This window comes from uncultured Campylobacter sp. (assembly GCF_938017705.1).
Lineage (GTDB): Bacteria > Campylobacterota > Campylobacteria > Campylobacterales > Campylobacteraceae > Campylobacter_B.
The window spans coordinates 1-3,541 of the sequence record NZ_CALIIS010000117.1; the positions used below are offsets into that span (position 1 = coordinate 1).

The 3,541-nt window shown below is 45.6% G+C and carries 3 protein-coding genes; 2 read left to right on the top strand and 1 reads right to left on the bottom strand.

The window, feature by feature from the left end; genetic code table 11:
• On the top strand, positions 1-201 hold a 201-nt coding region (locus Q0605_RS05765), incomplete at its 5' end, for a hypothetical protein (protein ID WP_298705040.1).
• Positions 202-207: 6 nt separating this feature from the next.
• Positions 208-1,113, top strand: a complete 906-nt coding sequence (locus Q0605_RS05770) for an HNH endonuclease domain-containing protein (protein WP_298705042.1) — start codon at positions 208-210, stop codon at positions 1,111-1,113.
• A gap of 33 nt (positions 1,114-1,146) precedes the next feature.
• Here Q0605_RS05770 and carB read toward each other — a convergent pair.
• A partial coding sequence (carB, locus tag Q0605_RS05775) for a carbamoyl-phosphate synthase large subunit (RefSeq protein ID WP_298705044.1) occupies positions 1,147-3,541 on the bottom strand: 2,395 nt, incomplete at its 5' end.

Here is a 3,541-nt window from a genome sequence, read left to right on the forward strand (position 1 = left end):
AGCGTTATAAAAATACTAGATAAACCGCATCTCGATGATGAAGAAATAAAGAGTTGCGAAGATATCATATCTCTCATCGGAGAGCCAATTTTAAAAACTAGGCTTAGGCAGATGCTAAATGATGCACGTATCCGTAAAATGGACGAAATTGATGCTATAAAAGATGATATAGAAAAACTAAAAAACAAATACAGGAACTAGAAGAAAATGATTAAAATAGATATGACAGATAAGGCTAAAAGCGAATTTAAAGGAAATATTCTAGGAAAACTTAAAGCACTTAAAAAGAATTCGAAATTGAAATCATACATAAACAGATTAGAAAAACATTTGAAAGAAATAAAACTTTCAGAATTTGACAATGTTATCACCTTAGAAAGCTTGATAACTATGGACTTTAATAAATTAAAGATCATAAAAAAATATATAGATGAAAAAAATATAACATTTGACAAAGATATAGATCTCTATGAAGAATTTATAAATCGTAAAATTAGAATAGAGCATATAAAGAATCTGAATATATCGGTATGCCCATACTGCAATAGAAACTACATAGTAAATTTTGAGGTGCAGGGCAATCAAATAATTTCAACTGCAGAATTAGATCACTTCTTTCCAAAAAGCGAATACCCCTGTTTTGCTATATCCATTTATAATCTAGTTCCATGTTGCCACACTTGCAATCATATAAAATCAAACAAGAACATAAATATTTGCTCCCCTTTTGATACATCGATTAATGATAAAATCCTATTTAAATATACTCCTAAAAATTCAGATTATCTCCATAGCGAAGAGGATTTTAAACTAGAATGTGACACTTTGGAACAGTCGGACGAAAATGAAATCAAAAATACTCTTGAGCTATTTCACATTATTAGTATATATCAAAAACATAAAGACCTTATATTAGAACTCATACAAAAATCTCAAATTTATACGGAAAGCTATATTGACGAGCTTTTGCAAAATTACCAAGGGAAGGTCTTTAATAACCGAGAAGATTTACTAAGACTTATAATTGGAGTTGTAGATGAAAAAGACATCAATAAAAGACCACTAAGCAAGCTTTTAATAGATATAAGTAAAAGCTTGGGCTTATTGTATTAGCAGCGAGAAATTCCGCTGCTAAACTTCAACTCACTACTCCCCGCTTAGATACTCCTGCAGCGTTTTAACTTCAAGCGCGGAGTCGTCCTTTATCGAGCAGATCGAGCGCGTAGCGGCGATCGCCGCCTTCATCGTCGTAAAATACGGCAACCTAAAGCGCAGCACGCTCTGGCGGATCTTCGCGGCGTCGGTAGAGTTTGATTTGCTGTCGCTGGTGTTGATGACGAGCGAAATTTCGCCGTTTTTGAGCTTGTCCTCGATATTTGGGCGACCCTCGCTGATTTTATAGACAAACTCGCACTCCACGCCGTTTTCGCCCAGCAGCTTGTGAGTGCCGCTCGTAGCTGCGATACTAAAGCCCGCGCCCGTAAGTGCGCGTGCAAGCTCTACGGCTCGCAGTTTGTCGTGATCTGCGAGCGACAAAAATACCTTGCCGCCGCTTGGAAGCGCGTTGTTCGCGCCGATTTGAGATTTGGCAAAACTTTTGGCGAAATTTTCTCCGATACCCATTACCTCGCCGGTGCTTTTCATCTCAGGCCCCAGGATCAGATCCGCGCCTGCAAGCTTGTTGAAAGGAAAGACGCTTTCTTTGACGCAGATATGGTTTTTAATACGCGGCTTTAAAATTCCCTTCTCTTCGACCAACACACCGAACTCGTCGTAAAATTTCAAAGCCTCGCGCAGACCCCCTTGCCACATTACGCGGGTAGCGACCTTCGCCATCGGGATTCCCGTCGCCTTGCTTACAAACGGCACGGTGCGGCTCGCGCGCGGATTTACCTCGATAATATAAAGCTCGTTTTCAAAAATCGCGAATTGAATATTCATAAGCCCTACGACGCCGAGATTTAGCGCGATCTCTTTGGTTTGGCAACTTACCAGATCGATCATCTCCGCACTTAGGCTAAGCGGCGGCAAGATACTCGCGCTATCGCCGCTGTGGATGCCCGCCTCTTCGATATGCTCCATTATCGCGCCGATATACACGTCGCGTCCGTCGCAGATCGCATCGACGTCAAGCTCGGTCGCGTCAAGTAAAAATTTATCTATCAGCACGGGCGAGTGGTTGCTCACGCGCACCGCCTCGCTCATATACTGCCTAAGCTCCGCTTCGCTATGCACGCGCCTCATCGCGCGACCGCCGAGCACGTAGCTAGGGCGCACGAGCACGGGATAGCCGATCGCAGCGGCCTTTTCGATCGCTTCGGCTTCACTTACGGCGGTGTCGTTTTTCGGCTGCTTGACGCCGATGCTTGCGATGAACTCGCTAAATTTCTTGCGATCCTCCGCTACGTCTATCGTGCGCGCGCTCGTGCCGATGATCTTGGCCCCCACGGTGCTTAGGCGCTTGGCGAGCTTTAGCGGCGTTTGGCCGCCGAAATGCACGATCACGCCGTCCGGGCTTTCAGCCTCGATGACCGCTCTAACATGCTCGAAATCGATCGGCTCGAAGTATAAAATATCGCTCGTGTCGTAGTCGGTGCTGACGGTTTCGGGGTTGCAGTTATACATTATCGTAGTGATCCCCATATCGCGCAGAGCGTAGCTAGCGTGCACGCAGCAGTAGTCAAACTCTATGCCCTGCCCGATGCGGTTCGGACCGCCGCCGATGATGAGGACCTTTTTATTATCTTTTGAAATTTTACGGCTTGCGATAGCGGGCGTTATGTTGGTACTGGAGTACAGATACGGAGTAAGCGCCGCAAACTCGCCCGCACAGGTATCTACTTCGTTGTATTCTAGGTAGATACCCTGTCTGGCGCAGGCAAAATGGATGTCGTTTTGCGTAAGGCCCAGATTGTCCTTTTTGTTGATTAAATTTGCGATCATCTTATCGCTAAAGCCCCAGCTCTTGGCCTGTCTCAAAAGCGCCGCGTCGTTGATGATCTCCATATCGATGCGCTCTTCAAATTTTACGATCTGCTCGATCTGGCTCAAAAACCAGCGATCGATCTTGCTAAGCTCGTAAATTTGATCCACGCTCATGCCCGCTCTAAAGCCCTGAGCGATATATAAAATTCTATCTTGCTGCGCGTTGCGAAGCCCGAAGATGAGATCTTTTTCGCTTAAATTTAGCTCTACAAATCCGAAGTAGCCCTTCTCTAGCGAGCACAGCGCCTTTTGAATGCTCTCTTTAAAGCTGCGCCCGATCGCCATCACCTCGCCGATGCTTTTCATCGCAGTGCCGAGATACGGGTTTGCGCCGGGGAATTTTTCAAACGCAAAGCGCGGAATTTTAGTCACGATATAATCGATCACGGGCTCAAAGCTCGCGGGCGTGCCGGTGATGTCGTTTTTGATCTCATCCAGGCTAAAGCCCACAGCTAACATCGTAGCGACCTTGGCGATCGGATAGCCCGTGGCTTTAGACGCAAGAGCCGAACTGCGGCTTACGCGCGGGTTCATCTCGATGACGATAATGCGCCCC